Source organism: Asaia sp. A2 (genome assembly GCF_057319415.1).
Map to the genome: position 1 here is coordinate 461,579 of NZ_JBXWTO010000001.1, position 24,463 is coordinate 486,041.

Consider the following 24,463-nt stretch of genomic DNA (forward strand, 5'->3'; position numbering starts at 1 on the left):
GGCGTGATCAGTCAGTTTCGGTCATCCCGCGCAGGACATAAGGAAGAATTCCTCCATGCCTGTAATAGGCGACTTCATCAAGCGTATCGATGCGGCAAAGAAGCTCGACCTGCTCGGTTTCGCCGCTGGCGCGGGTAATGGTCATGGGAACGGTCATGCGCGGCGTAATGGACTCGAGCCCACCCAGCGAGAGCGTTTCGGTGCCATCCAGCCCCAGCGTCTTGCGTGTCGTCCCCTCACGGAAGGTCAGAGGCAGAACGCCCATGCCAACCAGATTGGAACGATGGATACGCTCGAAGCTCTCTGCAATCACGGCTTTGATGCCCAGCAGATTCGTGCCCTTGGCGGCCCAGTCACGCGAGGATCCCATACCGTATTCACGCCCGCCAATCACAACCAGCGGCGTACCATCCTGCTGATAGCGATGCGCCACATCATAGATCGACGCCACCGTGCCATCAGGCAGGTATTTCGACATGCCGCCCTCGACGCCCGGAAGCATCTCGTTGCGAATACGGATATTGGCAAAGGTGCCGCGCACCATCACGCGGTCATTGCCACGGCGCGACCCGTAGGAGTTGTAGTCCGCAACCGCCACCTGATGCTCGCTCAGGAACTTGCCCGCCGGAGAGGACGGCTTAATAGCGCCTGCCGGTGAGATGTGGTCAGTCGTGATGTTGTCGCCCAGCAGCGCGAGGATACGCGCATTCTCGATGTCATGCGTCTCGCCCGGCTCCTTGGTCAGCCCTTCGAAATAGGGCGGCTTCTGGATGTAGGTTGAGCTGTCCGACCAAGCGAAGGTCCGCGCATCGCTGGCAACGGCCAGAGCCTGCCACTGCTTCGTGCCCTTCGAGATGCTGCCATAACGCTCGACAAAGCTTTCACGCGTGACGGAGGACTTGATGAGCGCTGCGATCTCTTCATTGCTTGGCCAGATATCACGCAGGAAGATTTCCTTGCCATCCTTCGAGATGCCGAGAGGCTCTTTCGTGATGTCCTTGCGCAGAGTGCCAAGCAGGGCATAGGCCACCACCAGCGGCGGGCTGGCAAGATAGTTGGCGCGCACATTGGGCGAAATGCGCCCCTCAAAGTTGCGGTTACCCGAAAGCACCGACGTCGCCACCAGACCATTGCCTTCGATCGCATCCACGATCGGCTGGGCGATGGGGCCCGAGTTGCCGATGCAGGTCGTGCAGCCATAACCGACCGTCTCGAAGCCAAGCGCATCGAGATCAGCGCTGAGACCCGCCTTGTCGAGATAATCCGTCACCACCTGCGAGCCGGGGGCGAGTGACGTCTTGACCCAGGGCTTGGGCTTCAGGCCGAGCGCACGGGCCTTGCGTGCCACCAGACCAGCCGCCACCAGAACCGCCGGGTTGGAGGTGTTGGTGCAGGAGGTGATGGCCGCAATCACCACATCACCATGACCGATGTCGTAATCCGACCCGGCCACGATGGCGCGCTTGCGCACATCGTCAGGCTTCACGCCCAGCGTGGTCGTCAACGCTTCCTCGAAAGCCGCCGTCGCATTGGTCAGGGCCACGCGATCCTGCGGACGCTTGGGACCAGCCAGTGAGGGGATGATGGTCGAGAGATCGAGCGACAGAACCTTCGAGAACACAGGCTCAGGCGTATCGGCGTCGCGGAACATGCCCTGGGCGCGCAGATAAGCCTCGGTGAGACGGATGCGATGCTCGTCGCGCCCTGTCTGGTGCAGATAATCCAGCGTCAGCGCATCGACCGGGAAGAACCCGCAAGTTGCACCATATTCCGGCGCCATATTGGCGATGGTCGAACGATCGGCCACCGGCAGATGATCAAGGGCGGGACCGAAGAATTCCACGAATTTGCCAACCACGCCTTCGGCGCGCAGCATTTCGGTAATGGTCAGCACGAGATCGGTCGCGGTTGCGCCTTCAGGCAGAACGCCCTCAAGACGCACGCCGATCACATCCGGGATCAGCATGGCGATCGGCTGGCCGAGCATGGCAGCCTCGGCCTCGATGCCACCCACGCCCCAGCCAAGCACGCCCATACCGTTCACCATGGTGGTGTGGCTGTCTGTGCCATAAAGCGTGTCAGGATAGGCGTAGTCCTTGCCATCGACCTTGCCGGTCCAGACGGCCTGCGCCAGATATTCGAGATTGACCTGATGGCAGATGCCTGCACCCGGCGGCACAACGCGGAAGTTCTCGAACGCGCCTTGTCCCCAGCGCAGGAAGGCGTAACGCTCGCCATTACGCTCGAACTCGATCTCGACATTACGTTCCAGCGCATCGGCGCTGCCCGCGACATCCACCATGACCGAGTGATCGATCACGAGATCGACCGGCACCAGCGGGTTCACCTTTTCCGGGTCACCATCAAGGGCAATGATGCCGTCGCGCATGGCGGCGAGATCGACCACGGCCGGAACACCGGTGAAATCCTGCATGAGGATACGCGCCGGTTTGAAGGGCACTTCCTGATCCGAATGGCCCTTAGCGGTCCAGTCGACAATGGCCTGCGCATCTTCGGTGCGATAGCTCAGCCCGTCTTCAAAGCGCAGTACGTTTTCGAGCAGCACCTTGAGACTGACCGGCAGGCGCGACAGATTGCCCAGCTTGGCCGCCGCCTCTGGCAGGGAGAATATGTGGTACTTTCGGCCATCAACCTCCAGATCCCGCATCACGCCCAGGGAATCCCGTCCAACGGTTCTCATGGCTTGTCCTCCTGCCTTGTCAACTGGCTGTCTTGTCAACTGGCCCTCTAGGGCTGAGCCTTCTATACAGTCTCGACCCTTATTCGCACAGAGTCGAATAAAACTCTCTCAGGAAGATGTTATTCCCGCACAATGTCAGGTTTTCCCTCGCCTCCAGCGCCCTGGCTCCATTTGCATGACGTAACCGTGATACGCGGTGATCGTCTGGTGCTGGATCGACTCAGCCTGTCGCTCGCGCCCGGTGAGGCCATCCTGCTTACAGGCCCGAATGGTGCGGGCAAATCGACCCTGCTCCGTTTTCTGGCCGGGCTCTGCCCCGCACAGGGTGGTCAGATCATCTGGAATGGCGAGCCAAGGTCAGCCGACAGGCCCGATCCGACACAGGCTCTGGATATCGCCTATCTCGGTCATCAGGATGCGCTCAAGCCTGCCCTGACCCTGCGTCAGAACCTGAACCTTGAGGCCGGGCTATTTGAGGCACGAACAGGCAAATCGGGCGAGAGTGCTGCGCTGGATCAGGCTCTCGACGTCCTCGGCCTTGTGACGCTGGCCGATCTGCCGACGCGTCTTCTTTCGGCAGGCCAGAAAAGACGTGGCGCTTTCGCTCGTCTCCTTCTGCGCCACGCGCCCCTGTGGTTGCTGGATGAGCCGAGCCTCGGGCTGGATGCACACGCCATCGAAACACTTGGGCATGTGATGGCCCGGCATCGTGCCCAGGGTGGCATGATTATCGCCACAACCCATGTTCCCCTGCCCCTGACCGATGCCACGACCCTCGCTCTCACTCCCACGGCCTTTCACGGGAGCGACCCATGCTGGTGAGCGCCTTCCTCTCCCTGATCCGGCGCGACCTGTCTCTTGCCATGCGCTTTGGGGCCGATACGCTCGCAGCTGTTCTTTTCTTCGTGCTCTGTGCCAGCCTCTTTCCGCTGGCGCTTGGACCATCGCCGGTTCTGCTTCACCGCATGGCCCCAGGCATTATCTGGGTCTGCGCGCTGCTGGCCAGCCTGTTGCCACTCGACCGGCTTTTTGGTGCCGAGCTTGATGATGGCGGCCTCGATCACCTTCTGCTTCTGGGCCTACCCCCTTCACTGGTGGCGCTTGCCAAGATCATCGCGCACTGGCTGACGACCGGCGTGCCCCTTCTCGTTGCGGCCGGCCCTCTTACACTCATGCTGGGGGGCACACCGGGCGATATCCTGCCACTACTAACGGGGCTCGTGCCGGGCACGGCGCTGCTTTCGCTCCTGGGAGGAATGGCGGCGGGGCTGGTGCTGGGCGCGCGACGTGGCAGCATCCTGCTGCCGCTTCTGACCCTGCCTCTCGCCTCACCTGTGCTGATCTTTGGCGCAGCGGCGGCCGATGCCGCGGCCAATGGTCAGAGCAACAGGGTGGAGCTGAGCATACTTGGCGCCTTTCTGGCGCTGGCACTGCCTTTGTGCCCCCTGGCCGCGGGGAGCGGATTACGCGCCGCTACCAGCTGAGGCCCCTCCCGGTACCGTTTCCTGTACCGTACCGTTCCGTCTGGATGGCCCATGCAGGCCATGAGGCTTGCGTTTGGGGACACTTCACAGTTTCTATTTGCAACCCCGTCGAGGTGAGGCTTCCGCGCCAGTCTCCCGCATCACAGAATTTCGTTGCTCCAGAAGGTGTTCATGCGTCTCTCCTCCCTGCTCGCCAGTACCGCTATTGCCAGCCTGACCCTGCTTGGCCTTGCCTCGCCTCCGGCCCAGGCTGCGCCCGGCTATCTGCGTGATCCGGCCCTGTCAGGCACGACCCTTGTCTTTGATGACGAGCAATCCGTGTGGAGTACCCCCCTGCAGGGTGGCAACGCCACGCGCTTGACTGCGCCAATCGGCACCGATCCGCATCCCGTCCTTTCACCCGATGGCAAGCAGGTAGCCTTTCTGGCCAATTATGACGGCCCGCAGGAAATCTATGTCATGCCGATCGAAGGAGGGACGGCCAGACGTGTTACCTTCGAGAACCAAAATGTCATGCCTATTGGCTGGGACAAGAAAGCAGGCATCCTCTACAGCTCTGCTCCCGCGACAGGCCCGGGCCTGAGTCGTGTGGTAAGCGCGATCCTTCCCGTCAGCGGCACGAAGCGTACCTACCCTCTGGCCGATGCCAATGACGCGGCCCTGAGCACCGACGGACAATGGCTCTATTTCGTCCGTTTCGGCACGGCCGTCTCCCATGATCACCTCAGGCTGTATCGCGGCGGCGCCGTGGCGCAACTCTGGCGCTATCGACTCAAGGGCGGCGGTGAAGCCGAACGTCTGGGGCCGCAGAACGTCAATCTGCGCCGCCCCATGCTCTGGAAAGACCGGCTGATCGTGATCAGCGATCAGAGCGGCCGCGATAATCTCTGGAGCTATGCGCTGGATGGCACGGATGGTCGTCCGCTCACGCAGCATGATGATTTCGGTATCCGGCAGGCCAGTCTGAGCGGTCACGATGTGGTTTATCAGCGCGGGGCCGACCTCTATCACCTCGACCTCGATACTGGCAACGAGACGCTCATTCCGGTTGACATTGTGAGCGACAATGCTGCGCGGCGCACTCAGTGGCTGGACAATCCTTTCCCATACCTGACCGATATCGATCTCGCGCCCAACGGCAAGCAGGTCGCCCTGACCCTGCGTGGTCATGTAGTGCTCGCCAGCTCGGGGCCACAAAGACGCATCACGCTGGCAACGCCAGCGAGCACACGCTTGCGACATGCCAGCCTCTCTCCTGACGGCAAGACGCTCTACGCGTTCAGCGATAAGGGCGGTGAATCCGAGCTCTGGGCTTTTCCGGCCACAGGGGGCGCCGAAGGGACGGCCCTTACCCATGCCAGCAAGAGCGAGCCTACCGGGCTCTGGATTTCTCCTGACGGCACCCATATCGCTCACACCGATCTCGCCGGGCATCTTTCCATTCTGGACGTGGCCACACGCAACGACAAACTGATCGATGACGCCCGCCTTGATGGTCAGAGCGACTATGATTCCGTCGTCTGGTCCCATGACAGCCGCGCGCTTGCCTTCACGCGAGCCCGTGGTGAAAACATAAGACGTCAGATTGCGCTTTATCCCCTGGATACGGGCGTGACACTTTGGGCCACAACGCCGGATTACGACTCCTACGCACCGCGTTTCAGCCCGGATGGGCATTTTCTGTGGTTCCTGTCCGACAGGATTTTCGAACTTGCTAATGGCAGTCCGTGGGGAGATCGCAATCCTGCCCCCGTATTCGGCCCCCGCACGGGTGTCTTTGCGCTGGCGCTGCACAAGAATGTGCGCTTTCCCTTCGCCCCACACAACGAACTCGATCCCACTGCACCTGCCAAGACACCGGAGAAGACACCAACGCCGGCAAGCACCAAAAGCCCGGCGTTCGATCCCGATGGCCTTGCTTCGCGCCTGTATCAGTTGCCCATCCCTGCGGCGGAATACAGCCAGATCGAGGTCACCCCGGATTATCTCTATCTGCTCGCACAAAAACCAAGCGACCCGGCAGGCAAAAGCGACGGGATGACGCTCTATTCGGTCCACGTCACGCACGATGAGATCAAACCGAAGGTTTTCGCCTCGGATCTCAGGGAGATCAGTCTGACACCGGACGGCAAGACACTCATGCTTGTCTCGGGCAAACGAAAGCAGAAACCAAAGATACAGCTAGTCCCCGCAGCCGCGACGCTGGGTGATTCAGGAGGCCCCGACTCTCAGCTCAGCCTCGACGGCCTTCGTCTGCGCATCGACCCCGGTGCAGAATGGCAGGACATGTTTACCGATGCCTGGCGCCTGCATCGCGACCATTTCTATGATCCCGCGCTGCATGGCGTGGACTGGAACAGCGTGCGCGAGCGCTACCGCCCACTCCTGACCCGCGTCGGTGACCGTTCCGATCTGGATGACTTGCTCGGCCAGATGATGGGGGAGCTCAACGCCCTGCACTCGCAGCTCCGCCCCGCCGAGACCGTGACCCGCGACAATGAGACCCTGATAGCCGGTCTGGGTGCTCATCTCATACGCCAGCCGGGTGGCTTTCTGATTGATCGCATCTATGCGGGCGACCCAGATCTTCCACAGGATCGCGCACCGCTCGCCGCACCCGATGTCGACGCGCAACCCGGAGATCTGATTATCTCCCTCAACGGGCAGAGTCTGGCCGATCTGCCTGACCTCTCCTCGCTGCTCGCCAATCAGGCCGGCAAACAGGTGTTGCTGACCCTCAAGCGTAAGAACGGGCAGGTACAAACCATTGTGACGCCCGTCACCGCGAAGCAGGAAGCCAGCCTGCGCCTGCGTGCCTGGGAGAGCGAAAGGGCCGATCGGGTCGAGAAGGACAGCCACGGGCGTATTGGCTACCTTCATCTGCGTGCGATGGGTGAGGATGATATTGCCACCTTTACACGCGATTTTTACGCGCAGACCGGCAAGGACGGCCTGATCATCGATATGCGTCGCAATCTGGGCGGCAATATCGACTCCTGGGTGCTGTCGCAGCTGCTGCGTAAGGTCTGGATGTTCTGGTCAGATCATGGTCAGGCCCCACAGGGCAACATGCAGCAAGCCTTCCGGGGGCATATCGTTGTCCTGTGCGACGAATTCACCTATTCTGATGGCGAAACTTTCTCGCAAGGCGTGAAGGCTCTTGGTATCGGCCCGTTGATCGGCATGCGGACTGCCGGTGCTGGTGTGTGGCTTTCAGACTCTGACCGACTGGCCGATAACGGCTTACCCCGCACGGCGCAGCACCCCTATTTTGATATGAAGGGCCATTGGCTGGTCGAAAACCACGGCGTCGAACCCGATATCACGGTTGAAAACATGCCAGTTGCGACCTTCAACGGTCAGGACCAGCAACTCGACAAGGCACTGGAGACCTTACATGCGCTGCTTGAAAAGCACCCCGTTGCGCCGATGGTTCATGAGGGATTTTCCAACGTCGTGGAAGCTGTGCCGCACTGAGCGCGGTTCTGCCTTTTTCTTTGCGCTGGTTCTTTGCGCTGAGGCAGAAAAACACCGGGGGTAATGAGCCCCGACAGATGATCGGTGCGAGCGGGTCATGCATCCCGTTCGCTCCGATGTCCCCCCCTTTCACGCCCTTGCAAACAGTTCCGGACAGAAGGTCTTACCTCAGGAACTGCCTGGACTTTGGCGCAGGCTCGTGGCGCGACCACCCATCAAGGACAGCGCCGGGCCAAACTGTTACAAGCTTCGCTCGACAGGAATGGCCTTGCAGCCATTGATACCTGCTCCCTTTCATTCGGGATCATTGCCATCTGGAACGCAACGTGCGTAAGGCGTCAGGATAAAACTTATCAGGCTACCGGCTCGGCGAATAAGCGACCGGAGTCAGGATGCTGCTTTGCATGGTGCCGAGCAGAGGCAGGATATTTTTTGGTGGCCATACACCACTGTCTACCGCCTGTTTGCGCTTTGCAGCACGGTCAGCAAGGTCGGCATAGGGCCAGATGTGCAAAAGACGCGATGGCCCATGCGCGGCGGTCATAACGCCATAGGCTGGCGAAATTTTGGCTCGTGCGGGTGTGGAAGCCGCCATCAGAGCAACAACCTCGGCCTCTGAGCCTGCGAGGATGTCGTAGAGGCGCCATTCATAACTGCCGCCGTAGATACCAGGTTCGGGGCGTGTCCCGGCCTGTAATATCCATTGTTGCTGGACCAGGCTTTCCACACCGAGATCTGCGCCAGGCCAGACAATATCGTCGGGCAGCTTTTCGCACATGACCACGACCTGATTGAGAATACCCAGTTCGGTTGTCCAGCAGCCAAGAAAACCGGCATGGCCTACAAGTGACGCCTCAAGAGCCGCGACTACGCCGTGCACGCTGCCCGAGCAGCAGGTGAGAACGAAGGTTTCAACACGAGCCGCCATCGGGACTTTTCCTCTTTGTGCTTACTTCTTGAGCGATTCGACGAATTTTTCCAGCCAATGGATCGTGTAATCGCCCTTCTGAAACTGCGGATCTGCCAGAATCTTGCGGTGCAGCGGAATGACCGTTTTCACGCCATCAACCACACATTCATCCAGAGCGCGCATCATGCGGGCAATGGCTTCAGCACGAGTTGGCGCATGAACGATCAGCTTCGCGATCATGCTGTCGTAGTAAGGCGGCACGCGATAGCCTGCATAAATGGCGCTATCAATACGCACACCTAGCCCACCCGGTGCATGGAAAACCTTGATCGTACCCGGATTGGGCATGAAGGTTTCCGGGTCCTCGGCATTGATACGGCACTCGATGGCATGACCGCTGAACGTGATGTCCGACTGCTCGTATCCGAGGGCTTCGCCAGCCGCGACACGGATCTGCTCACGTACCAGATCGACATCACACACCATCTCGGTCACCGGATGTTCGACCTGAAGGCGCGTGTTCATTTCAATGAAGCAGAACTGACCGTCCTGATACAGGAACTCTAGCGTCCCGGCGTTGCGATAGCCCATTCGTTTGAGCGCAGCCGTGGCGGTAGCACCAATGGCATCACGCTCTTCAGCCGTGAGAACCGGTGATCCGGCCTCTTCCAGCAGCTTTTGATGGCGGCGCTGGAGCGAGCAGTCACGTTCACCGAAATGCACGACATTGCCATGCGTATCGGCCATGATCTGCAATTCGATATGACGTGGCTTGTCGAGATATTTCTCGAGATAGACTTCGTCATTACCAAACGCCGCGCGAGCCTCGGTACGCGCAACAGACCAGGCTTCCTCAATCTCGTCCTCGGTCTGAGCCACTTTCATGCCACGACCGCCACCGCCGGCGGCGGCCTTGATCAGCACTGGATAACCCACCTTGGCCGCAACTTCGCGCGCTGCTGCCAGATCGCGCAGGGCGCCATCGGAGCCCGGCACGAGCGGCACGCCAAGCTCACGCATGGTGGTCTTGGCCATGATCTTGTCACCCATCGTACGGATATGATGGGCGGTCGGGCCGATGAATACGAAGCCATGCTCCTCGACCGTCTCGGCAAAATCGGCATTTTCGGACAGGAAGCCATAGCCGGGATGAATGGCTTCCGCCCCGGTTATCGTTGCTGCCGAAAGAATCGCTGCCACGTTCAGATAGGAGTCACGCGAAGAGGGCGGCCCGATGCAGACCGCCTCATCCGCCAGTCGGACATGCATGGCATCGGCATCGGCCGTGGAATGCACGGCAACCGTTGCAATGCCCATCTCACGGCAGGCGCGCAGGATGCGAAGCGCGATTTCGCCGCGATTGGCGATCAGGATCTTGGAAAACATCGGGTTCCAGACTCAGTCAGTAATGCTTATTCGATGATGGCGAGCGCTTCGCCGAATTCAACCGGGTCACCGCTGGAAACCAGCAGGCGCTTCAGGGTGCCCCCACGTGGTGCCTTGATCTGATTGAAGGTCTTCATGGCTTCGATCAGCATGAGTGTCTGGCCAGCGGTCACAGCCTGACCTTCCTGCACGAAGGGCGGCGCCGACGGGTCGGGTGCGAGATAGGCAATGCCAACCATGGGGCTGTTGACAGCACCCGGATGATTGGCGGCATCGACAGGTGCGACAACTGGCGTGGATGCCGCAACGGGAGCTGCCGCGGCAGGCGCGGGTCCAACGGCGTGAACAACCTGGCCACCGGCATTGCGCGCCACCCGGATGCGGCTGTCCTTTTCCGCGACCTCGATTTCGGTCAGCCCGGTTTCTGTCAGAATATCAGCCAATGCCCGGATGGCATCCGCGTCCACGAGCATACGGCTCATCGTTCGTCCTCGTCTTCAATCATGTCATAGAGTGCACGCAATGCCATGGCATAGCCACGCACACCAAACCCGCAGATTACGCCAATTGCGGCCTGGGAGGTATAGGTATGATGGCGAAAGGCATCGCGGCGATGGATATTGGAGATATGAACCTCCACCGTCGGCAGACCGGTGGCCAGCAGCGCATCGAGCAGAGCGATGGAGGTATGGCCATAGGCCGCCGGATTGATCACGATACCACGCGCCCTTCCCCTGCATTCCTGGATCCAGGAAACCAGCTCACCTTCGATATTCGTCTGGCGAAAATCGATGGCGACATCCAGTTGCTCGGCCGCCTGGATACAGACCTGTTCGAGGTCGTCCAGCGTCGCATGGCCGTAGATTTCCGGCTGACGCATACCAAGCATATTGAGGTTGGGGCCGTTGAGCACGGCAATCATCGGGCGAATCATGAGAGGAGCCCGTAGCACTTTCACATGAGGCATAAAAGCCTCCCTGCAACAGACTGACGGATTACGCCTCATTCCTGCCCTGTTTGTCGGGTCCTGTGCCAGCAGGGAGACAGATCCGGGTGCTGTCCCACGACAGGAAGAGGCTGCCGCAACTACAGCAGACTTCAGGATTTCGTGATCAGGCCCGTCTGTGATACACACGTCGTTCGCCGTCCCGGCTTGTCGGGACAATCGTTCGTTCGGAGTAACTGGGCAAAAGGCTGTACGCTGTCGTGACATCAATCAAAAGCAGAAAACTCGCTTTCAGTTCCACGGAACGCTGCAAGAAGCGTCTTCGCGCCCGAATCGGCGGTATTGCTCTGCTTTGCACAGTGCTCGCTCCGAAACATGCTGCCCATGCTGCCACGTCCGCGCAGTCGGATCAGCTCATTCAGGCCACTCCAGAGCACGCGCCCTGGGCATCATCCGTGCGCCTTGCCCTTGCCAAGCGCGCCCACCGCATCGCGCTTGCCAGCCATAATGTTCTGGCCTGGTCGGAACATGGCGTTGCCAGCTGGTACGGGCGACGCCTCGCTGGCCACCGCACGAGCAGCGGCGAACGCCTCGACAGCCATGCCCTGACTGCAGCCCATCCCACACTGCCGATGGGCTCCAAGGTTCTTGTGCAGAACGAAGATACGGGACGCTCCGTTATTGTCACGGTGAATGATCGCGGGCCTTTCAATAGCCGGATCATTGATCTGTCTCATGCCGCCGCCGCCGAAATCGGGATGCTGGGAAGCGGTACGGCTCATGTAAAGATCGCCCCCATCCCGGCCGACGCGCCGATCAAGGAAGATGAGCCGATTGAAGTGGCCGAGGCTGAGGCTGATGACACGAGTGCCCAGGCCATGGATGCGGTGACACCTGTCATGACTCCCCATGAGACGAAGGCGGCTGCGGCGCATCATGCCCGGCATCATCACAAATAAGACCTGCCTTGGCTGACCTGAAGGTCGGCTGCCCTGTTTCCACTCTACAGAAAGATGGCAGGATACGATAAAGGCGCCGGGTTGCCCCGGCGCCTTTATCGTATCCGACATGCAGCAGAACTTGCCGTGTAATCAGCCCTCGCTCTGGACGGCCACCGGTGCAGGCTCTTCCTGCACGCGGGTCATCCCGGGAACCTTGGGATTGAAGCCCTTCATCCGGTCTTCGAGGCCTGCGTTGAGTTCCGCACCGAACAGGACGACATAGGTGCCCACGAAGAACCACATCATGATAGCCGCGACAGCACCCAGAGGCCCATAGGTTGAGCCGTAACTGGCGAAATGGCTCACATAATAAGAGAAGGCAAGCGACGTCAGCACCCAGAGCAGGGTTGCAACCAACGAGCCCGGCACAATCCAGCGCCAGTCTGGTTTGTCACGACACGGGCCATAGCGGAACAGCAATGTTACCGCCATGAACACGAAGAGCAGCATAAGCGCTGGCGCACCGAAATGGACAATATAGCGTGTGCTGTAGCTCATGAGATAATCCGTGAGATACAGGATTTCAGGTGGGAGGTTACGCAGCCCAAACCGGTTGAGCAGGTCCGGCAGATAATCGATCAGCGCCGGGAATGCCACCATGAGGGCCAGCGTCAGGCAAGCGCCCACGACCGCGCCGAATGTCACACCCAGAGCAAGGAACTGGAACCGGAAGAAACCACGTGTTTCCAACACGTCGTAAGCGAGGTTAAGCGCCGACAAAACGGACTTCGTACTTGCAGAGGCTGACCACAAGGCGATGACGGTGGAAAAAATCAGGCCAACAGTCAGCGACGCATGGGGCTGGGCTATCAGCGTATGGATCTGTGACGCGATCAGCTCAAAAGCGGTGGGCGGCAACAGGTTGCGCAGAACATTAAGCTGAGGCTCCACCGTCTGCAGATCGAAAATGAGTCCATAGACCGAAATCAGCGAGGATATGGCTGGGAAGAGCGAGAGCGTGGCGTAGAAGGCACAACCCGCCGCCGAGAGGCTGGTCTGACTTGATCCCAGATTGCTGAATGTCTGCCGCATGACCAGCTTCCACCCGCCAAGCGGCATATGGATGGGGCTTCGGGCGCCTGTGCCAGGGGCTTCACGGCCAAGCGCCTCTTCGGGCACATCTACCGGTTCCCCCGGAGCATCGTCCGAAGGTTCGCCGGATGCTATAGTTTGCGTTGCTGTAGCATCCTGCACGGATAAGCGCGTTTCCCCTGGGGCACCGCCCGATTCCGCAGCAGCTCGCGACAACTGAGTTTTCTGGGTCGGTGTCTCGTCCACTAACACTTCCTTCTGTCAAAGCGGCCCCGTTCCACCTGGTGAACACAATACATGTCATCTGGCGCGCAGCACTGATTTACTGTCGGAATGACGCCCCGGCACGGGAAACGTTGCAGGCTTACCGACGTTCAAACGCGACAACTGCGGCCCTCGTGTGAAAAATACAAGTCCGACCCATTTTTTAGTTGCAACAGGGGGGCTTTGGTCCCATATGCGCCGCACGCAGCAACGCACGTGCCACTGGCCCTCTGTAGGTTACGCAACGACGTCAAGCGTTCTGGCAATCGGGCTGATCCTGCTCACTTTTACGAGCACTCAGCCTCGTCCTGATCGCCGGTCCGTTCGACCGTTTCGCAACAATTCCGCCCGTGCAGTGCTGGGCGGATTTCGGGAGGAGTGACTCATGACTCCGAAAATCGTCCGCTATCTTGCCGAGCAGCAGCCGGCAACTCCCTGCCTCGTGGTCGATGTCGATCATGTCGAGGCACGCTATCACGCCCTGCGTGATGCCCTGCCGCTTGCGCAGATCTATTACGCCGTCAAAGCCAACCCGGCTGCCCCGATCCTTGAGCGCCTCGTGCGTCTGGGCTCATCTTTCGACGCGGCCTCCATCGGTGAAATCCACCAGTGTCTTACCGCTGGCGCACAGCCAAGCCAGATTTCGTTCGGCAACACTGTCAAGAAAGTCTCGTCCATCCGCGAGGCGTTCGGTCTTGGCGTCGACCTGTTTGTGTTCGATAGCGAGGAAGAGCTGGCGAAGCTGGCTGAACACGCCCCCGGCTCGCGCGTTTTCTGCCGCCTTGCCGTCGAGAATGAAGGCGCTGACTGGCCGCTGTCGCGCAAGTTCGGCACCACGGTCAATCACGCCAGGGATCTGCTGCTGAAGTCGGTCGAGCTCGGCCTCGAACCCTATGGCCTGTCCTTCCACGTGGGCAGCCAGCAGACCAGCACGGCCGCCTATGAGGCGGCTATTGCCAAGGTTGCCATGCTGTTTACCGATCTCTCGGCGGCTGGCATCGACCTCAAGATGGTCAATCTCGGTGGCGGCTTCCCCGTGCGTTACCGCGACGACATTCCCGAGATCGAACAGTTCGGTCTGGCCATTGGTCGCGCCATGACCGAGCATTTCGGCAACGCCCTGCCGCAGATGCTGATCGAGCCGGGCCGATTCATGGTGGCTGAAGCCGGGGTTGTCTCGACCGAAGTCGTGCTTGTCAGCCGCCGTGGTGGCAAGGAGAGCGATCCGCGCTGGGTCTATCTCGATATCGGTCGTTTCGGCGGTCTGGCGGAGACCGAAGGCGAGGCCATTCGCTATCGTTTCCGCACCCCGCATGACGGTCTGCCCACGGGTGAGACGGTCGTTGCCGGCCCGAGCTGCGATGGCGTCGATATCATGTATGAGAAGAACCGCGTCCAGCTGCCACACGCCCTGAACTCGGGGGACCGTATCGAGCTGCTGACCACCGGCGCTTATGTCACCACCTACTGCTCCACCGGCTTCAACGGCTTTGCCCCGCTGAGCGAGCATTACATCTGAGCGCTTAATCAGGCCTTGGCTGGCGGCGGTCATGAACGCTGACCACCACCAGCTTCCTGCCTGAAGCCTTCAGGACCCGATCTGTTGCGAAACGGAGAAAGCGCCTCTCGATCCCCAACGGGACCGAAGGCGCTTTTTTCTTTTGGGCTGGATGACGTTTGTCCGGAAGGCACGCCGCCTTGTGGCGCTGACTAACTCACTGCGGGCCAGTGCAGGTCCTTCATTGCTCCCTCGCGTGTAATCGCTCTAGTTTGGCCCGCCCAACCAGCATATGCCCAAAGGAGCCCCGCCATGAAACGCCGTGCTTTCTGCCTTGCCAGTCTGGCAGCGACAGCGCTCGCGAGCACACCCAAGACCCGTGCCGCGTCACACGGCCATGTGGGGCAATCCAACACACTCGCCGACGTTGCGGGCCTCAAGATCGGGCAGGCGCAGGACAGCGTGCGCCGCACTGGTGTGACCGTCATTCTGCCGGACCAGCCCGTACCCTGTGCTGTCGATGTACGCGGCGGCGGTCCCGGCACACGTGAAACCGACGCGCTGAATGGCTGGAATCTCGTCCATCGTATCGATGCCCTCACCCTCTCGGGCGGGTCGGTTTACGGCCTAGCCGCTGCCGATGGGGTGGCCGCATGGCTCGGCGCGCAGGGGCGTGGCTTTGCCATGCGCCGTGTTGCGGGTGTGCCCGTCTCACCCATCGTTCCAGCCGCCATCCTGTATGACCTCGATAATGGCGGAGACAAGAACTGGGGCGAAACCCCACCCTATCGGGCACTCGGTATGCAGGCCGTGCGCGATGCGCAGCGCAATCTCGAACTTGGCACAATTGGCGCGGGATACGGTGCGACATCGGGCCGCCTCAAGGGAGGCATCGGTTCAGCCTCCTGGGTCACGGAGGATGGGATCACTGTCGCGGCCCTTGTCGCTGTCAACAGCCTTGGTGCCGTGACACCACCGCATCAGCGTCAGTTCTGGGCCGCCCCTTTCGAGCAGGGGCAGGAGTTTGGCGGCCTTGGAGTCTCCACCGCCACGGTCGCCCCCGATGACTGGACCGGCACGAAACTCGACCCCGCCCCACGTGCCAACACGACCCTGGCCTGCATCGCCACGGATGCGACCCTTGATCAGGACGACCTCAAGCGCATTGCGATGATGGCACAGGATGGGCTCGCCCGGGCCATTCACCCCGTCCACTCGCCTTTCGATGGTGATACGATCTTTGCGCTTTCAACGCAGCGCCGCACAATAAAAGACGAAGGACGGGCTCTGATGGTGGCCCGTCTGGGCAGTATCGCCGCCGATGTGCTGGCCCGCGCCGTCGCGAGAGGGGTTTACACCGCAACGCGCCCACCGGGCATGAACATCGACCTGTGGTCTGACGTACCTGCACGCCAATAATCACGCACCGGTAATTCCACCCCGGCGCGATGGCCACCCCATCGGGCCGACAACACAGAGGGCAAGGCAGGAAAATAATGCCGGGATAATAACGCTGCGATCACGTTAGCTCTATCAGGGCTCGCCACAAGACTCATCATATGTTTTTCTTCCTGCCCGCGATTTCTGGCGAAACCGCCCCGACCAATTTTTCCGGAGACAAGCCCATGACCAGAACGCTGTCTGTTGCGCTCTCGGGGCAGGATCTGCTCAACCATCCCTTCCTCAACAAGGGCCTCGCCTTTTCCAGCGAGGAGCGCGATGCTTTCGAGCTGCATGGCCTCCTGCCCAAAGCCGTCCAGACGCTGGACCAGCAGGTTGAGGCAGCGCTGAAATTCCTCGATGCCCTGCCCTCACCTTTTGCACGCCATGTGCATCTGCGCGAATTGCAGGATACGAATGAAACGCTGTTCTACGCGCTGCTGACCCGCAAGATCGATGCCATGCTGCCGCTGGTCTATACCCCCACCGTGGGTGAAGCCTGCCAGCGCTTCTCCGAGATCTGGCGTCGTCCGCGTGGCCTGTTCCTGAGCTACCCCGAGCGCGAGTCGATGGAAGATATCCTCGACAATCCGGCCTATGACGATGTGCGTGTGATTGTCGTAACAGACGGCGAGCGTATCCTTGGTCTTGGCGATCAGGGCGCAGGCGGCATGGGCATCCCTATTGGCAAGCTGTCGCTCTACACCACCTGCGCAGGTATCTCGCCTGACCAGACCCTGCCGATCGTGCTCGATACCGGCACCAATAATCAGGATCTGCTGCAGAACCCGGCCTATATCGGCTGGCGTCACGAGCGCGTACGCGGCGCAGAATATGACGCCTTCATCGAGCGTTTCGTGACCGCCGTGCAGACACGCTGGCCCCATGTGGCCCTGCACTGGGAAGATTTCAGCGGCGCCAATGCGGCCCCCATTCTTGAGCGCTATCGCGACCGGCTTTGCACCTTCAATGATGACATCCAGGGCACGGCGGCCGTCACCACTGCCGCCATTCTGAGCGCCAATGCGGCCCATGACGGCAAGCTCAAGGACGAGACCATCGTCATGCTGGGCGCGGGCTCTGCGGGTGTGGGCATTGCCAAGCTTCTGCTTCAGGTCATGCTCGATGAAGGCGCGAGCGAGGAAGACGCGCTGGCCCGCTTCTACATGCTCGATCAGGACGGGCTGTTACTGGACGGGCGCGACGGGCTGACCGATGGTCAGGCGCTTTTTGCCCGCAAGGACTGGAAAGACCGCCCCACCGATTTCGAAAGCGTCATGCGCGAGTGCAAGGCCAGTATCCTGATTGGCGTGTCCGGCGTGAAGGGGCTGTTTACCGAGACCATCGTGCGCGAGATGAGCAAGACCTGCAAACGCCCGATCATCTTCCCCCTCTCCAACCCGACCTCCCATTCCGAAGCCACCCCTGAGGACATCATGGCCTGGTCGGATGAGCGCGCACTGGTCAGCACGGGCAGCCCCTTCCCGCCGCTCGACCTGCATGGCCGCACCCATCGCGTGGACCAGACCAACAACGCCTATATCTTCCCCGGTCTCGGGCTCTGCCTGCTGGCCACCGGCGCGACCCGCGTGACGGATTCCATGTTCATGGCCGCAGCCCGCGGACTTGCCTCGCTGTCGCCGCTGCGCAGCAACCCCGATGGCAATCTGCTGCCGCCCGTCACGCAGCTGCGCAAGGTGGCTCTGGCCGTGGCCGAAGCCGCCGCCCGTCAGGCGCGTGAAGATGGCGTTTGCCCCTCTTTCAGCGATAACGAATTGCTTGAACGCATCCAGTCTCTGGTCTGGACGCCCGAATATTGTGCTTATGAGAAGATCTGACATGACCGATACACGCATCGAAAGCGACGGCCTCGGCGAAATCGAAATCCAGGCCGACAAGCTCTGGGGCGCGCAGACGCAGCGCTCGCTTCATTATTTCAGCATCGGCCGCGAGCTGATGCCACGCGATATGATCGAGGCCTATGCCATCGTCAAGCGCGCCTGTGCGAGCGCCAACCACCAGAGCGGCCGTCTGGGCGAGACGCAATACAAGCTGATCACCACGGTCTGCGATGAAATCCTGGCCGGTCAGCACGCCGACATGTTCCCGCTTCATGTCTGGATGACCGGCTCCGGCACCCAGTTCAACATGAACATCAACGAGGTCATTTCAAACCGCGCCTGCCAGCTTTCCGGCGAGGCTCTGGGCAGCAAGCGCCCGGTTCATCCCAACGACCACGTCAACATGTCTCAGTCTTCCAATGACAACTTCCCCACCGCCATGCACGTCGCCGTCGTGCTGGGCAGCCGTCGCAGGTTGATCCCTGCCCTGACCCGTCTGGCGGAATCTCTCGAGGCCAAGGCCGAGGAATGGAAAGACATCGTCAAGATCGGCCGCACCCATATGCAGGATGCCGTGCCGGTCACGCTGGGTCAGGAATTCCACGGCTATGCCGGAATGCTGCGCGAGAACATCGCCCGCGTTGAGGAAGCCGAAAAGGGCCTCTACCCCCTCGCCCTTGGCGGCACCGCGCTCGGCACCGGCATCAATACCGACGCCCCCTTTGCCGGTCGCGCCTGCGCCGAAATTGCCCGCCTGAGCGATGCCGCCTTCATCAGCGGCGAAAACAAATTCGCCTTGCAGGGCGCGCATGATGCGCTCGTGCATTTCTCTGGCGCGCTGCGCACCACGGCAGGCGCGCTTTACAAGATCGCGAACGATATCCGCCTGCTCTCCTGCGGCCCGCGCGCGGGCTTCGCCGAGCTGCATCTGCCCGAGAACGAACCCGGCTCGTCCATCATGCCCGGCAAGGTCAACCCGACCCAGGCCGAAGCGCTGGCCATGCTGGCCGTGCAGGTGATGGCCAATGACGTGGCGGTTGGGTTCGGCGGTGCCGGTGGCCTGCTGGAAATGAACGTCTATAAGCCACTCATCATCCAGAACATCATGCAGAGCATCACCCTGCTGCATGACGGCAGCGAGAATTTCCGCACCTTCCTGATTGAAGGTACCAAGCCGAACCTCGCTCGCATTGAGCGCTATGTGGCAGAATCCGTCATGCTGGTGACGGCCCTTGCTCCCACCATCGGCTACGACACGGCCTCAAAAGTCGCCCATCACGCCATGGACCATGACTGCACGCTGAAAGAGGCCGCCCTGGCCCTGAATGCCGTCAGCGAGGCCGATTTCGACCGACTGGTCGACCCGCGCACCATGCTGGCACCGAATTTGAAGGGGAAGTAAGCGAAAGCGGGGCTCTGCCCCGCCCCCCCCCCCCGGAAAGGGGCAGAAGCCCCTTTCATCCCAATATATCTAGTATTGTGCGACGTCTGCATTTGGGGGAGAGCTGCAGGTCTGGTTCTGGCGAGAAAGTGTCAAAAATCAGAGTTTCCGGGAGTTATCGCGTACATATCATGATAGCGGACATAATTAACTATTGAGGGAAATGTTCGATGGTTTCAAATTTGACCGATATTTTAATGCCCCTTCGACACCTACTATCATTTACTGATCATATTCTCGGGCCAAGTCCAGTGCCGCTAATGCTCCGTCCCCCAAGTCGTCATTTACGTCTATCCCCTGAGCCTGATCGAACAAATCAGTCTCACGCTCCTCCAAATTAAAATATTCATAAGTATATTCTCCTTTGTTGCTCCCTGGTTTTTTTATATATTTTATAATTGTGATGTCGTCATTCATTTCCATGCGTATGGATATATGATCTTTATAAAGATCAAAGTTGGGATGGATTAGACGATAGTTTGTGCTTTTTTGTAGCGCTAAGATATCGTTGGCGTCGATGACGAAATCTATCCTTCTGCGTTTGTATTGCATGTTGCAACGCTTGCAGGACATGCCCAAATTCCAAATTGTATAGGCAAGGCACCGATAACTAGCTGTCGATTTGGGTAAAATGTGCTCGGGATCGATGACAAAATAGCCGCCACCATGCATTGGAAAGCGACAATAGCAACACCGATTACCATGCCGTTCAAGATGCAAATCACGAATTTTTTTCTTAACCTCAATAAGTACAGTATCGTCGTGGCCCCCAGGTTGCCAGTCCCATGGCTTCTCGGTGCTGAGCGCAGCCGTGACGACAGTCTGTTCGTCATCGGTTAGCGCGAACGTATTGAGCGCCGGCAGGTAAGGATCAGGCAAGATCGTGACCTCCGTCAACGACACCCGCTTTCGAGGCCTCAACTTTGTCTAATAAGGCGCGCACAGCTTCGAAAAAGCGCTTTTGACGTGGTTCAAAGCTGTGCTCGTCCATCTCGTTTATGAGCTTCAACACCCTATTCTTGGGCAACTCATTATTCTCGAAGCGTGAGATGGCACGTACGATCTCCTCACTGACAAAGTGGTTTGCAGGCGTCACCACTTCAAAAGCTTCCCAAAGTATTTCTTCAATGCTACTAGGGGATGCGGACGCTACTATTTTAAGCCGTCGTGGCTGTCCATTATTAGTTCGAAAAACTGAGACTTTGCGGGATCTGTCGCTAAGAGCCCCAGTCACGACAAGTGGCGCATGGGTGGCGATGATAATTGTGGCGTCACGATAGATCATCGCAGCCATTAATTTCTCAACATATTCACGCTGCCAACTTGGGTGTAGGCTGTTTTCTGGTTCGTCCACAAGAATAAGCGGCTGATGACCAGCTTCCACAATCAAGAATAGGAGTGATGAAATCAGCGCTAGTTGTCCTGAACTCGCTTGGCGCATTTGTATTATCTCACGCCGACCATTTACAGGCTGTAGCAACACCCCAATGCCACCTATAACTTTGTATTTTTGAAGTAACCATTCAAGTTTTAGAACCGAAGAGAATTCTCGAAGACGGCTAAATTCGAGAGTTGACATAGAAGCATCGATCCAAATCGGCACATCAAACTCGCAGCGCTGGAGAAAGGTAAGTGCACGCTCCAATTCTTCCCTAAGATCGGGTTGTCCAGCTAAAATACTATCGTCATTTCTAAGTTTTACGTAAAAACTCTCCATACTCGTTCGCAGTTTATCGAAAGATAAATTATAATTTCTCTCAAATACAAACCCAAAACGTGGATGATAACCACAATATTCCATAATCGCACTAATTTGGTAGAAACTGGAATCTATATTTTCTAGAGAATGTTCAACCGCGCGCTTGACTATACTGTCCGGTCTATCAATTGGACGACCAACTGAAATACGCTTGATCTTGCGTAAAAAAGCAAACCTGTCGTGCGGTGTGTTCGAGACCGCAATTACATTGTGATCTTGGTAAAATTCAGCCAAGCCTCGCAGGAAAGTACTCTTCCCTGATCCATTTGGTCCGACCAGAATTACAACAGCGTCAATACCGTGCTGGGGACCAAACAGCTCAAGATCGTTCAGCGTCGCCATCTAGTTATCCTCCTAAATCATCTGCGGTAGCTAGCGCTTCCAGTTGAATAAGTTGATTTAATATTTATTATCAATAGCTTGGTCTAATTGCAATTTTAGCTTCATCCCTTGTCCGCTTTTGGCATGCAACTTGGGTGTTCGAATGGACCGACATGAGGCGAAAGCCGCCGCTCAACGACCAAATTCGTCAGCGGGTTCACAAAGGGCGACGGCCCTTTGGCGGGTTTCAGGGCAGCGCCCTGAGCCCCCACATTGCACCCCCTTCCGAGATTGTTATACTGTTCCAAACTCGAAAGGACTTTGCATGTCGCGCAAGACTCTTGTTGCGGCGTTGCTGGCTTCGGCCTGCTTCGCCCTGCCTCTCCTCCCCGCCGCCCACGCGGCAGAGCCCGCCAAAAGCGAGGCACCGAAGGAGGGATTGGCGGCGCTGCTGCCTGCGGATTCCATCACCAAGCATCATCTGATCGCAGGCGGGCAGAGCATTGCCTATACTGCCCATGCAGGCACGGTCACGCTGCGTGACAAGGAGGGCAAGCCCTCCGCCAAGGTCTTTTATGTTGCCTATACCAAGGACGGGGCGAATGCCCAGACGCGCCCGGTGTCGTTCTTCTTCAATGGCGGCCCCGGCGCAGGAACGGCCTATCTGAATCTCGGTGCGGCTGGCCCGCGCGTGCTGCAATTCCCGGCGGATCACCCGGAAGATGGCGCGCGCGCCCATCTGGCCGACAACCCGGATAGCTGGCTGCCCGCCACTGACATGGTGTTTATCGATGCCGTGGGCACAGGCTATTCGCAGCCGACCGACCCGAAAAAGGCAGCTGAAGAATTCTATAGCGTGACCAAGGATGGCGAGGCTTTCGCCAAGGCCATTGCGCTCTGGGTGGGTGAAAACGGGCGTCAGGGCTCGCCGCATTATCTGGTGGGTGAGAGCTATGGCGGCATTCGTTCGGCACAGGTGGCCGATGCGTTGCAGCAGCAGCAGAACCTTATCGTCAATGGCATTGTGATGATCTCACCGGCCATCCAGATGCAGTTTCTGGACAACACGAACAACCCGATGGCCTCGGCCATGGCGCTGCCCACCTTCATCGCCTCGCATCTGTCGCAAACCGGCAAGCTGACGCCGCAGGCGGTGGATGAGGCCTATCACTATGCGCTCGGCCCGTATCTGACCACCATCGCCAATGCCCCGCCCAAGGGCGATGACGCGAAGAAGTTCTATACCGATCTCGCCGCCCGCACCGGCCTCCCGGTGGATGTCATCACCAAGGAAATGGGCGAGCCCAACCCGTTCGCGCATGACGTGCGCAGCCGTGATGGCCGCCTGTACGGCATTTACGACTTCACCCAGTCGATCCCCGATCCCTATGCCGATGGCATCGAGAACGGCCAGAGCCCGGAAATGACACTGTCCGGTTTCGGTCGTGCCTATGGCAATGCCTATAGCGGCTATCTGGCCAATGAGCTCGGCTACAAGACCGACCTCACCTATGATCTGCTGAGCATGGAGGTGAACGGCGCCTGGAAATTTACCAGCTCCGGATCACAACTGACCGACCAGGTCGGTATCCTGCGCAAGATGCTGGCGCTCGACCCCAGCCTGCACATCTTCATCGCCAATGGCTATTTCGATATGGCCTGCCCGTTCGGCACCACGCGCTGGACCAAGGACCACATCCCGGTCGGCGCCGATCGTATTGCGCTGCATCTCTATGAAGGCGGGCATATGCTCTACACCCGCCCTGCCAGCCGCGCCGCGCTGACGCGCGATGTTTCGGCTTTTTATAACGACACATCGAAATAAAAAATCCGGGCGCAATAGGCAGCCGGCTTTTACGAACATGGCTTTTACAAAAATCGCAAAAGTCATGTTCCTCTTACGCGACTGGCATTTCCGCTCCTCCCATCTGTTTGAACACCGCGATAGCCTCCTCGACATATGTTTTTTGCGGAAAAGCACCCAGCCAGGCGAGACCACTCTCCAGCCTCATTTCCTCCATCGTTTCATAGTCATTCATGCTCATGAACCCGATATAGTCGGTTGCGCTTGAGAGCGCGTAAGTCGGAATAATACCCCACCCCCCGCTTGCGAGAAGAAGCTCTTTCACACCTGAGGCGGAATTATATTCGATCAGATTCGGCGGTGGGTTGAGATCGCGTGAATAGAGTACAGCATCGAATCTATCGCGTATTGCCATACCCTTAAATGGCAGGATCCATAGGTCATTTTGATAGGAGGGCCACTCCTCAACAATTTCTCTCACACTTCGCGCACCATGCTGCGATACTGCAACGCAGCCTGCCTGAAGCATGGCAAAGAAAGAAATATGACTATGCTTCTCCACCTGGAATGAATCGATAAAAATCATATCCAGTTCACGCCTATTCAGCATGTCGATAAGATGACTTCGTTCTCGGTGAATTACGCGAATAACACGTTGAGGGTCATTCCGCTTGAGGGCCGAGACACCCTCCATAACCTTCGCCTCCAGCCCCATAGCCTGTAAGCCGATTGTAAGCGGCCCCACCTCGATACCCTTGTATTCGTTTACCGTTCTTACGAGCCTATCCAGTTCGTGGCCGATAGAGCGACTTGATTCGACAATACGCAGGCAGATCTCAGTTGGCTCCATACCATGGTGAGAACGTATAAAAAGCTGCACATCGAGGATACGCTCGATCTCCAGGCATGCTTTGGAGAGTGCCGCAGGTGTTACATTCAGCCTTGCCGCAGCCCCCACAAGTGACTGCATTTCGCAAATAACATCGATGAAATGCAGATATCTGAGCTTGATCTTCCTTATGATCTGCTCATTCAGACTTTTCACACCAAAATTCCTTAATTTTGCATCCTTGATGCATCGACCAAAACCAAGAGCGTGAAGGCCAATAGCCGTTCCTCGTCCCGCCAATGTGTTGTGAACCTTCTGACAGGTCGTTG

General features: G+C 58.7%; 18 protein-coding genes. 9 read left to right on the forward strand and 9 right to left on the reverse strand.

Features of this window, described 5'->3' with window-relative positions:
- Positions 1-7: 7 nt before the first annotated feature.
- A complete protein-coding gene (gene acnA / locus ACWNRM_RS02095; protein ID WP_485169259.1) occupies positions 8-2,701 on the reverse strand; it encodes an aconitate hydratase AcnA in 2,694 nt (897 codons plus the stop codon).
- 132 nt (positions 2,702-2,833) lie between these two features.
- Here acnA and ccmA point away from each other — a divergent pair, with 132 nt between their 5' ends.
- From ccmA to ACWNRM_RS02110, 3 genes are all read left to right on the forward strand, one after another.
- Positions 2,834-3,523: a heme ABC exporter ATP-binding protein CcmA gene (gene ccmA, locus ACWNRM_RS02100; RefSeq protein ID WP_485169260.1), complete on the forward strand. Its 690-nt coding sequence runs from the start codon at positions 2,834-2,836 to the stop codon at positions 3,521-3,523.
- On the forward strand, positions 3,514-4,185 hold the full coding sequence (gene ccmB, locus ACWNRM_RS02105; RefSeq protein ID WP_485169261.1) for a heme exporter protein CcmB: 672 nt from the start codon (positions 3,514-3,516) through the stop codon (positions 4,183-4,185). Before ccmA ends, ccmB begins: the two co-directional genes overlap by 10 nt.
- 171 nt (positions 4,186-4,356) lie before the next feature.
- Positions 4,357-7,662 (forward strand): S41 family peptidase, encoded by a 3,306-nt coding sequence (locus ACWNRM_RS02110; protein WP_485169262.1) that lies wholly within the window; start codon positions 4,357-4,359, stop codon positions 7,660-7,662.
- A gap of 358 nt (positions 7,663-8,020) precedes the next feature.
- Here the strand turns inward: ACWNRM_RS02110 and ACWNRM_RS02115 are convergent, their stop codons facing one another.
- The 4 genes from ACWNRM_RS02115 to aroQ are packed head-to-tail and all read right to left on the reverse strand — an operon-like array spanning position 8,021 to position 10,892.
- Entirely contained in the window at positions 8,021-8,590 is a 570-nt protein-coding gene (locus tag ACWNRM_RS02115; protein ID WP_485169263.1) for an NIPSNAP family protein, read from the reverse strand.
- Positions 8,591-8,611: 21 nt separating this feature from the next.
- Positions 8,612-9,958, reverse strand: a complete 1,347-nt coding sequence (gene accC / locus ACWNRM_RS02120; protein ID WP_485169264.1) for an acetyl-CoA carboxylase biotin carboxylase subunit — start codon at positions 9,956-9,958, stop codon at positions 8,612-8,614.
- A 26-nt stretch (positions 9,959-9,984) separates the two neighbouring features.
- A complete protein-coding gene (locus tag ACWNRM_RS02125; RefSeq protein WP_485169265.1) occupies positions 9,985-10,440 on the reverse strand; it encodes an acetyl-CoA carboxylase biotin carboxyl carrier protein in 456 nt (151 codons plus the stop codon).
- Positions 10,437-10,892, reverse strand: a complete 456-nt coding sequence (gene aroQ, locus ACWNRM_RS02130; protein ID WP_023979560.1) for a type II 3-dehydroquinate dehydratase — start codon at positions 10,890-10,892, stop codon at positions 10,437-10,439. Before aroQ ends, ACWNRM_RS02125 begins: the two co-directional genes overlap by 4 nt.
- Positions 10,893-11,164: 272 nt before the next feature.
- On the opposite strand from aroQ, the gene ACWNRM_RS02135 reads away from it, so the two are divergent.
- Positions 11,165-11,863, forward strand: coding sequence for a septal ring lytic transglycosylase RlpA family protein (locus ACWNRM_RS02135; protein WP_485172138.1), 699 nt, complete (start codon positions 11,165-11,167; stop codon positions 11,861-11,863).
- A 132-nt stretch (positions 11,864-11,995) separates the two neighbouring features.
- On the opposite strand, the gene ACWNRM_RS02140 is transcribed toward ACWNRM_RS02135, so the two are convergent.
- Complete coding sequence (locus tag ACWNRM_RS02140; RefSeq protein ID WP_485169321.1) at positions 11,996-12,964, reverse strand: YihY/virulence factor BrkB family protein; 969 nt, start codon at positions 12,962-12,964, stop codon at positions 11,996-11,998.
- Positions 12,965-13,586: 622 nt separating this feature from the next.
- Between ACWNRM_RS02140 and ACWNRM_RS02145 the strand changes: the two genes are divergently transcribed.
- From ACWNRM_RS02145 to ACWNRM_RS02160, 4 genes are all read left to right on the forward strand, one after another.
- Positions 13,587-14,720 carry a type III PLP-dependent enzyme gene (locus tag ACWNRM_RS02145; protein ID WP_023979557.1) on the forward strand — a complete coding sequence of 378 codons (1,134 nt, stop codon included), beginning with the start codon at positions 13,587-13,589 and terminating at the stop codon, positions 14,718-14,720.
- Between the two features lie 291 nt (positions 14,721-15,011).
- Complete coding sequence (locus tag ACWNRM_RS02150) at positions 15,012-16,118, forward strand: P1 family peptidase (RefSeq protein WP_485169267.1); 1,107 nt, start codon at positions 15,012-15,014, stop codon at positions 16,116-16,118.
- A gap of 206 nt (positions 16,119-16,324) precedes the next feature.
- A complete protein-coding gene (locus tag ACWNRM_RS02155; protein ID WP_485169268.1) occupies positions 16,325-17,977 on the forward strand; it encodes an NAD-dependent malic enzyme in 1,653 nt (550 codons plus the stop codon).
- Position 17,978: 1 nt separating this feature from the next.
- Complete coding sequence (locus tag ACWNRM_RS02160; protein WP_485169269.1) at positions 17,979-19,382, forward strand: class II fumarate hydratase; 1,404 nt, start codon at positions 17,979-17,981, stop codon at positions 19,380-19,382.
- Positions 19,383-19,643: 261 nt separating this feature from the next.
- Here ACWNRM_RS02160 and ACWNRM_RS02165 read toward each other — a convergent pair whose 3' ends face one another.
- Together ACWNRM_RS02165 and ACWNRM_RS02170 are read right to left on the reverse strand one after the other, a co-directional pair.
- Entirely contained in the window at positions 19,644-20,300 is a 657-nt protein-coding gene (locus ACWNRM_RS02165; RefSeq protein WP_485169270.1) for an HNH endonuclease, read from the reverse strand.
- Entirely contained in the window at positions 20,293-21,522 is a 1,230-nt protein-coding gene (locus tag ACWNRM_RS02170) for an AAA family ATPase (RefSeq protein WP_485169271.1), read from the reverse strand. Before ACWNRM_RS02170 ends, ACWNRM_RS02165 begins: the two co-directional genes overlap by 8 nt.
- A 304-nt stretch (positions 21,523-21,826) precedes the next feature.
- On the opposite strand from ACWNRM_RS02170, the gene ACWNRM_RS02175 reads away from it, so the two are divergent.
- Positions 21,827-23,326, forward strand: coding sequence for a S10 family peptidase (locus ACWNRM_RS02175; protein ID WP_485169272.1), 1,500 nt, complete (start codon positions 21,827-21,829; stop codon positions 23,324-23,326).
- A gap of 73 nt (positions 23,327-23,399) precedes the next feature.
- Here ACWNRM_RS02175 and ACWNRM_RS02180 read toward each other — a convergent pair whose 3' ends face one another.
- Entirely contained in the window at positions 23,400-24,350 is a 951-nt protein-coding gene (locus ACWNRM_RS02180; RefSeq protein ID WP_485169273.1) for a LysR family transcriptional regulator, read from the reverse strand.
- Positions 24,351-24,463: the final 113 nt, after the last annotated feature.

Excerpts from the sequence above, each read along its gene's own strand:
- acnA (WP_485169259.1), bottom strand. The coding sequence starts at position 2,701 with ATGAGAACCGTTGGACGGGATTCCCTGGGCGTGATGCGGGATCTGGAG.
- ccmA (WP_485169260.1), top strand. The coding sequence starts at position 2,834 with ATGTCAGGTTTTCCCTCGCCTCCAGCGCCCTGGCTCCATTTGCATGAC.
- ccmB (WP_485169261.1), top strand. The coding sequence starts at position 3,514 with ATGCTGGTGAGCGCCTTCCTCTCCCTGATCCGGCGCGACCTGTCTCTT.
- ACWNRM_RS02110 (WP_485169262.1), top strand. The coding sequence starts at position 4,357 with ATGCGTCTCTCCTCCCTGCTCGCCAGTACCGCTATTGCCAGCCTGACC.
- ACWNRM_RS02115 (WP_485169263.1), bottom strand. The coding sequence starts at position 8,590 with ATGGCGGCTCGTGTTGAAACCTTCGTTCTCACCTGCTGCTCGGGCAGC.
- accC (WP_485169264.1), bottom strand. The coding sequence starts at position 9,958 with ATGTTTTCCAAGATCCTGATCGCCAATCGCGGCGAAATCGCGCTTCGC.
- ACWNRM_RS02125 (WP_485169265.1), bottom strand. The coding sequence starts at position 10,440 with ATGAGCCGTATGCTCGTGGACGCGGATGCCATCCGGGCATTGGCTGAT.
- aroQ (WP_023979560.1), bottom strand. The coding sequence starts at position 10,892 with ATGATTCGCCCGATGATTGCCGTGCTCAACGGCCCCAACCTCAATATG.
- ACWNRM_RS02140 (WP_485169321.1), bottom strand. The coding sequence starts at position 12,964 with ATGCCGCTTGGCGGGTGGAAGCTGGTCATGCGGCAGACATTCAGCAAT.
- ACWNRM_RS02145 (WP_023979557.1), top strand. The coding sequence starts at position 13,587 with ATGACTCCGAAAATCGTCCGCTATCTTGCCGAGCAGCAGCCGGCAACT.
- ACWNRM_RS02150 (WP_485169267.1), top strand. The coding sequence starts at position 15,012 with ATGAAACGCCGTGCTTTCTGCCTTGCCAGTCTGGCAGCGACAGCGCTC.
- ACWNRM_RS02155 (WP_485169268.1), top strand. The coding sequence starts at position 16,325 with ATGACCAGAACGCTGTCTGTTGCGCTCTCGGGGCAGGATCTGCTCAAC.
- ACWNRM_RS02160 (WP_485169269.1), top strand. The coding sequence starts at position 17,979 with ATGACCGATACACGCATCGAAAGCGACGGCCTCGGCGAAATCGAAATC.
- ACWNRM_RS02170 (WP_485169271.1), bottom strand. The coding sequence starts at position 21,522 with ATGGCGACGCTGAACGATCTTGAGCTGTTTGGTCCCCAGCACGGTATT.
- ACWNRM_RS02175 (WP_485169272.1), top strand. The coding sequence starts at position 21,827 with ATGTCGCGCAAGACTCTTGTTGCGGCGTTGCTGGCTTCGGCCTGCTTC.